This window comes from Acidithiobacillus sp. HP-11, assembly GCF_015100075.1.
GTDB lineage: Bacteria > Pseudomonadota > Gammaproteobacteria > Acidithiobacillales > Acidithiobacillaceae > Acidithiobacillus > Acidithiobacillus thiooxidans.
This window is the reverse complement of record NZ_JACKYY010000075.1, coordinates 1-6,831: the sequence shown is the minus strand read 5'-3', so window position 1 is coordinate 6,831 and position 6,831 is coordinate 1. Positions and strand designations below refer to the sequence as shown.

Here is a 6,831-nt window from a genome sequence, read left to right as displayed (position 1 = left end):
AGCGGTTACGTCGTGGGGTGTTCACCAGTGTGCCTGGGTCGTGATATCCCGAAAGAAACGCTCGACCATGTTGAGCCAGGATGCCGAAGTGGGCGTAAAGTGCATGTGAATACGCGGGTGCTTGTCGAGCCACGCCTGTACTACCGGGTGTTTATGGGTCGCATAGTTGTCGGCAATCAGATGCAGAGCCTTGTCCTTGGGCGTCTGCCGATCAATTTTCTTTAGGAACTTCAGCCATTCCACATGGGTATGGCGCTGTTGACACTGTCCGATGACCTGACCATCCAGCACGTTGAGTGCGGCAAACAAGGTCGTGGTACCATTACGCTTGTAGTCGTGGGTCATCGTTTCTGCGCGGCCCTTTTTGAGGGGGAGTCCCGGTTGGGTCCGGTCCAGGGCCTGTACCTGACTTTTTTCATCCACGCAGAGCACCAAGGCATGCTCCGGGGGAGACATATACAACCCCACAATATCTTCCAGCTTTTCCACAAAATGCGGGTCTCGTGACACCTTGAAACCACGCAGCAGATGAGGCTTGAGGCCATGCTTGCGCCAATGCCGCGACACACTGGCGGCACTGACACCCAGTTCTGCCGCCATCCTGCGCGTACTCCAATGGGTCATCGCTTCCGGCTTACTCTGCGTGGTCAATTCTACCAGACGGGCCACATCCACTTTCACCGGAGGGGCGCCGCGCGGTAAATCGCGTTCTATACCCGCCAGGCGTTGTTCCAGATAACGCTTGCGCCAACGTGCGACTTGCAGGCGATCCACCCCCAGGCGCTCCGCAATTTCCTTGTTCTGCAAGCCCTCTGCCGCCAGCAATATCATCCGTGCCCGTAATGACAAGCGAACACTGCTTAATCGGGAGGCGACTATACGGGACAACTCGGACAGCTCTTCGCTGGTTAAAGTGACTGTGGGCGCAACTCGCAAGGCTCGACTCCATTCATACCTTCAACATGGAGCTATTTTATCATCATTAACCTTAAGGTTCACCAAGAATGCAACACTACACTAGCACAAATCCGTCCATCCACGGATGGTCAATGTGTTAAAAAATGTGATGATTTTGGCTTGCGCCAGGCGATGTACAGCGGTACGGTAGAAAGCAATGAGGCATAGCGAATCTGTGCGGGTTCGTTTCGTCAGGTCCTTGCCCGGAAGGACAATGCCGAGCAGCCCGGGAATGGTATCGCGCGTAGTTCCTCTGATTAGCCCACATCTGTGTGGGCTTTTTTCATCAATTAGGTTGCGCTGTTGCGATTTCAATCCGCGCAATCAGCTACAGTACATCCTCAGGCATGGGCTGGGCAGTTCGACATGCTTATCGTAGGCTCGCCTTCAGTGCCTTATTCGAATTGGCGTTATAAACAATGATAACATGTCATGCTTTCAAGGGAGGTTATGGTATGGCACGTCCATGCGAGTGGAATAGAGCATGTGGGGCAGCACGAGAGTTGTTGCGTAGCGCAAAGACCGCCGAAGAATTGCGGCGGGCACAGGCGGTATTGTTGCCTCTGGATTTGGGGTTAAGCCTGGAGCAAACGGCGCAGGCGATCGGACGCTCCGTGAATGCCACCTGTGCGATACGATACGCACCCGGTTTGCCAAAATTGCAGAAGGCGTTATGGAGCCACCCCGCGCTAAAACCGCATTGCGTAATCATGCGTTAATGAATCTTGAACGCGAAGCCCGTATCCTCGACGAGGTGCTGGCGGATGCGCAAAAGGGCGGTATCGTTGTGATTCCGCAGCTCAAGCCGGTGATTGAGGAAAAAGTGGGGAAGTCTATGGCACTGTCCACGATCTACCGCATGCTGGCCCGTCATGGCTGGCGGAAGCTGGCCCCGGATACCTATCATCCACAAGGCGACAAGGAACGTCGGGAAGTCTGTAAAAAAAACTGCCCGAAGCCATAGCCGAAGCCTTCACGATGTTTCCGACTGTCCGTCCTCAGCGCGTCATGTACCAGGACGAAGCGCGCTTTGGGCGGATCAGCGATACCCGCTATTGTCGGGCCAAAAAACCCTTGCGTCCCGAAGTCAAAGCGATGCTGATCTACCAATACACGTATGCCTATGCGGCCGTATCCCCTCAGGACGGACGGATGGATTCGCTGGTGTTGCCCGAAGTGAGCAGCAAATGCATGCAGATTTTCCTCAATGAGGTGGCCCAACGTTATCCCGATGAAAATATCCTCATGATTATGGATGGAGCTGGTTGGCACAAAAGTCACCATCTCCAGTTACCAGAGAATCTGCGTTTACTCTTTTTGCCGCCCTATTCGCCAGAGCTGAATCCACAGGAGCACCTCTGGGACGAGCCCCGCGAAAAGTATTTTCACAACCGGGCCTTTGACAGTCTGGAGGCACTGGAAGACCAGCTTGTTGTCGGTCTACGTGCCCTTGAGGAAGACCATACCCGCGTGAAATCCATCGTGGGATAGAAATCTATAATTAACTCTATCTCTGCTGCAAATTAGAATTAGGTGTTCTGTGATCCTGTGCCCAAGTCTTGGTGTCACGGATCGGCAATATGGAGCCAAACCATAGTCGGCGTAATGGCGCCACTTCCGGATCGGCATAAAGGAGCCAGTTCGGAGTCGGCGTAATAGCGCCACCCACTTAGTGCTTCAGTAGGGTCTTGAACTTCCCTTGGATCGGTTATCCTCCCAGCTTTTTTGGGGGGGGGTGACCATGAGTAATCGGAGGTTTGAGATGTTTACGATACGCCAAATCCTGGTGCGGATGCGCCAAGGTGATCGGGACCGAGAGATCGCCCGTTCCAAACTCATGGGGCGCAAGAAACTGGGTGCCCTACGTAACCAGGCTGCCCAACACGGCTGGCTTGATCCCCAGCAGCCTTTACCCGACGACTGCGCGCTCGCCATTCTGCAGCAGCGCCGCAAGCAGGCCATGCCTACCCAGTGTGTGTCCACCCTCAAAGACCATGAGGAGCAAATCGCCAAGTGGGCTGCTGAAGGCATACAGGGCACTACCATTCACCCTGCCCTGGTGCGTAATCACGGGTACACCGGAAGCTACTCTGCAGTGCGTCGTGTGCTGCTGCGTGTCTCCCCGGTGAAGGCGCCCGATGCCTCTATGCGCCTCGTTTTTGCACCCGGCGAGGCCGCGCAGGTGGACTTCGGCGCCGGCCCCACCATGATCGATCCGGTAACCGGAGAGATCCGCAAGACCTGGTTTTTCGTTATGACCCTCTGCTGGTCCCGGCACCAGTATGCCGAGATTGTCTGGAATCAGACGACGATGACCTGGCTGGCCTGTCACCGCCATGCCTTCAACTGGTTTGGTGGCGTGCCAGGCAGGATCATCATTGATAACGCCAAATGTGCCATCACCAAGGCCTGCATCAACGATCCCACGGTTCAACGGGCTTATGCCGAGTACGCCGAAGGGTATCTGTTCAGGATTGATGCCTGCCCGCCTCATGACCCCGCCAAGAAAGGCATCGTGGAGTCAGGGGTCAAATATATCAAGAAGGCCTTTCTGCCCCTACGCGATTTCCGTGACCGAGATGATGCCAATCGCCAGCTCCAGGAGTGGATCAGGGCGGAGGCGGGCCATCGCATTCACGGCACTACCCGTCAGGCGCCTCTCACCCAGTTCGTCGATGTGGAGAAACCCCTCTTGCAGCGCCTGCCGGAGGCCCCTCCCGAGATCTCCGAGTGGAAGCAACCCAAGGTGCACCGGGATGCTCACGTCCAATATGCCTACTGCTTCTACTCCGTCCCCTTCCGTCTGATCGGACAACAGCTCTGGCTGCGGGCTGCTGATACCACCATCCGGATTTACCAGGAACATGAATTAGTCGCCACCCATCCCCGGCTGTTCCAGCACGGCACCGCCTCTACCGTGGCCGACCACATGCCGCCGGAAGCACAGGCCTGGCAAAGCCAGGATATCCAGTGGTGCCTGCGGATGGCGGAGGCTATCGGACCGCACTGTTACGGCGTCGTTCACCAGCTCTTTGCCGATCGCGTGCTGGTTAATCTGCGCACCGTACAAAACATCCTGCGACTCCGGGACAAGTACACCCCTCAACGGCTGGAGGCGGCCTGCGCACGGGCGTTGCGCTTCAGTGTCCGGTATCCTGGATTCCCTGGAAGCGCGTAATCGCCAAGCGGTGGATGGCCAACTGGCCTATACCGAGTTCCTCGCCCTGCTCCTGCAGGATGAAGTGGCCCGCCGGGACCAACGTAAATTCGATACCCTCCTGCGTCAGGCCCACTTCCGGAATCACAAAACCCTGGAAGACTTCGCCTTTGACCGGTTACCGAACCTGAACCGCTCTCTGGTGCATGACCTGGCTACGGGTCGCTACCTGCAGGAGCAGGCACCCGTCCTGATCGTCGGGCCCTGTGGCACCGGCAAGAGCCATCTCGCCCAGGCGCTGGGGCATTGTGCCATCCGCCAGGGGGTGACGTGCTCTTTATCACCCAAGGTGATCTGGTGGGCTCCCTGCATGCAGCGCGAGCCACCGGTGGCTTTGACCGGCGCTTCCGCCAACTCGCCAAAGTGACGCTACTGATCATCGACGACTTCGGCCTCAAACCCATGCGCCCGCCCCATGACGAGGATTTCCACGACCTCATCGCCGAACGCTATGAGCGCGTCTCCACCATGCTGACCAGCAATCTCGACTTCACCGAGTGGGGAGACGTCTTCCCGGCCAACCGCATGCTCGGAGTGGCCACCCTGGATCGGCTGCGCCACGGCGCCTATCGACTGATCCTGGAAGGCGATAGTTTTCGCGCCCCACGACCACTCCCGGAATCCCCAAAAAACACCATTGCGAAAGGAGCCAAAAACACCCATTCTTAACACCGTTCGAGACCCCATTTCAGGCACTTTGAAATGGCGCCATTACGCCGCACATCGGTGGCGCCATATTGCCGGTCAGTGACACTTGGCAGCCAATTGGGTATAGGTGACTTTTTGTGCGGGATTCAGCAATGCATAGCCTTGGAGATGGTAGGGAACCATTTCCCACCCTAATCGCGTTTCTGCTTTTCCAACGCGAATAATGTCCTTTTTTATCGTTGCCAAGGTCGGATGTGCAGTAGCGGCGTCCTTTTCGTACTTGTCATATGCGCGCTGCAGTGCTCGGTCATCCTCGATAGTGTGCATAGCCATCTCATCCTTGAGCTGGCCTTCCCTCTGGATTTGTTCGGGTGTCAAGTGAAAAGCAGATTTGTTCTTGAGTATCCAATAAGGTCCAGGATGGTACCTTTTGAAAATAGATGAAAAACCAAGAGAATGGCTCCGAAAATACTGTTGGGCCTGTTTCTTTTGACTAGGGCTCATTGTTTCAAGTTGACCTAAAGACAAGGCATAGGCAGAGGAAGCGCTCAACAACAGAATGGCTGTGATACTCGATAGCATTACTTTTACAGATTTCATTAGTCAGTCCTTATAACAGTAAATATCTCCAAGTAAACTAGCAGCCCGTCGGTTTTAACTTCGGACTACTGCCAAATTTCGCCCCGATTTTTTTGAAATCACTCGTTTTGAGTCTTTTTTGGTCATTATTGCCCTGTTTTTTGCGGTTTATCTGCATTTTCCTGCCCTACAGACGCAATACGGCCATGCGTTTTATGTTCCACGCCAGGCAGACCAGACTCCATTCTCCTTGAACCTGACGCAGGCCGCGCAAGGAGAACTGCCGGAATCCCATCACCGATTTGATAATCCCGAAGACCGGTTCTACGGTTTGTTTGCGCAGACGGTAAACGCTTCGGCCTGCCTGCGTCTTCAGACGATGTATCATCGCCTGCATCCGGGTCGCATTTTCGGGGAGGGCTTCCGGTTCTGTATGCCGTTGCCGCCAGTCGGGATGGTGTTCTTCTCGGGCCACGGCAATAAAAGGGGTTATCCCCAGGGCTTCGCAGGCCTCCACATTCTTTTCGCTGCAGTAACCCATATCGGCCACCAGCGCTTCTATAGGTCCCAGTTGCGCTGTTTGTGCCTGGAGGGTTTCCAGCATGCGAATGACCTGTTCCTTGTCATTGGGGGCCTGACTGACTCCGGTGGCTACCACCAGCATCGTCTGGTCATCTACGGCGGCCTGGGCATTATAGGTTTGTTCAAAGCCACCGCCTGAGACCGGCATGATGCGGGATTCTTCATCGGTGAGATCGATCTGGTCTTGCGCTTTAGGCGCCGGGTCCGGTGCCTGGGGGGCTTTGCCTCGGGGCTTTTGTCCCAGGGCTTCCCGTTCTGCACGGCGCGCCATTTGCGTGTCGTAACGTTCTTTCTCTTTGGCATAACGGGCCTGTGCCCGCTCGGCAATCTTCGCCTTGGCTATTGCCATCACGGCCAGCCGGTCTGTGCGGCGCTGGATCTCTTCGGGCAGATTCACGCCTTCGGGAATCCCGGACTGATCCGCCTGTTCTGCCCGTGCAAAGAGTTCCTGTACTTCGGCCTGGAGATGGCGCTCCATCTGTTCAATATGCCCATGGGACAGGGCTTGATGTTTGGAAGCGTTGGCGTGGATCTTGGTGCCATCCAGACAGACCCGGCCGATCTTCAGCAGTTTCATCTCCTGCGCCAGTTCCAGGACCTGCACGAACAATCCTTGCAGTTCGCCCAGAAAACGGCGACGGAAGGTGGCCAGGGTATCGTGATCCGGATGGCTGCCTGCCGCGAGGTAACGGAACGCGACAGAATCATAGGTGGCTTGTTCCAGTTTACGGCTGGAAAAGACCCCGTTGGCATAGCCGTAGACCAGGCGATTCTGGTCTACGGCTATGCCAACGGGGTCTTTTCCAGCCGTAAACTGGAACAAGCCACCTATGATACTGTCGCGTTCC

The 6,831-nt window shown here is 55.8% G+C and carries 6 protein-coding genes and 2 pseudogenes; 5 read left to right on the top strand and 3 right to left on the bottom strand.

The window, feature by feature from the left end:
* Positions 1-39: 39 nt before the first annotated feature.
* Positions 40-936 (bottom strand): annotated as a pseudogene (locus H7F08_RS14540) (IS630 family transposase); the annotation flags it as partial.
* A gap of 476 nt (positions 937-1,412) precedes the next feature.
* Here H7F08_RS14540 and H7F08_RS15590 point away from each other — a divergent pair.
* From H7F08_RS15590 to istB, 5 genes and pseudogenes are all read left to right on the top strand, one after another.
* The gene (locus H7F08_RS15590) at positions 1,413-1,676 is read left to right on the top strand and encodes a helix-turn-helix domain-containing protein (RefSeq protein WP_227487902.1); all 264 of its coding nucleotides are present in this window, start codon (positions 1,413-1,415) and stop codon (positions 1,674-1,676) included.
* Positions 1,676-1,921, top strand: a complete 246-nt coding sequence (locus tag H7F08_RS15585; RefSeq protein ID WP_227487901.1) for a helix-turn-helix domain-containing protein — start codon at positions 1,676-1,678, stop codon at positions 1,919-1,921. The genes H7F08_RS15590 and H7F08_RS15585 overlap by 1 nt, the downstream gene beginning before the upstream one ends.
* A 14-nt stretch (positions 1,922-1,935) precedes the next feature.
* Positions 1,936-2,448, top strand: a complete 513-nt coding sequence (locus H7F08_RS14530) for an IS630 family transposase (RefSeq protein ID WP_193640932.1) — start codon at positions 1,936-1,938, stop codon at positions 2,446-2,448.
* 271 nt (positions 2,449-2,719) lie between these two features.
* Positions 2,720-4,135: an IS21 family transposase gene (istA, locus tag H7F08_RS14525; protein WP_227487900.1), complete on the top strand. Its 1,416-nt coding sequence runs from the start codon at positions 2,720-2,722 to the stop codon at positions 4,133-4,135.
* Positions 4,101-4,843 (top strand): annotated as a pseudogene (istB, locus tag H7F08_RS15965) (IS21-like element helper ATPase IstB). Before istA ends, istB begins: the two are co-directional and overlap by 35 nt.
* Before the next feature lie 75 nt (positions 4,844-4,918).
* Here istB and H7F08_RS14515 read toward each other — a convergent pair.
* Positions 4,919-5,422 carry a hypothetical protein gene (locus H7F08_RS14515; RefSeq protein ID WP_193640931.1) on the bottom strand — a complete coding sequence of 168 codons (504 nt, stop codon included), beginning with the start codon at positions 5,420-5,422 and terminating at the stop codon, positions 4,919-4,921.
* Positions 5,423-5,588: 166 nt separating this feature from the next.
* Positions 5,589-6,831 (bottom strand): transposase (locus tag H7F08_RS14510; protein WP_227487899.1); only part of this gene is annotated, 1,243 nt, incomplete at its 5' end.

Excerpts from the sequence above, each read along its gene's own strand:
- H7F08_RS14530 (WP_193640932.1), top strand. The coding sequence starts at position 1,936 with ATGTTTCCGACTGTCCGTCCTCAGCGCGTCATGTACCAGGACGAAGCG.
- H7F08_RS15585 (WP_227487901.1), top strand. The coding sequence starts at position 1,676 with ATGAATCTTGAACGCGAAGCCCGTATCCTCGACGAGGTGCTGGCGGAT.
- H7F08_RS14515 (WP_193640931.1), bottom strand. The coding sequence starts at position 5,422 with ATGAAATCTGTAAAAGTAATGCTATCGAGTATCACAGCCATTCTGTTG.
- istA (WP_227487900.1), top strand. The coding sequence starts at position 2,720 with ATGTTTACGATACGCCAAATCCTGGTGCGGATGCGCCAAGGTGATCGG.
- H7F08_RS15590 (WP_227487902.1), top strand. The coding sequence starts at position 1,413 with ATGGCACGTCCATGCGAGTGGAATAGAGCATGTGGGGCAGCACGAGAG.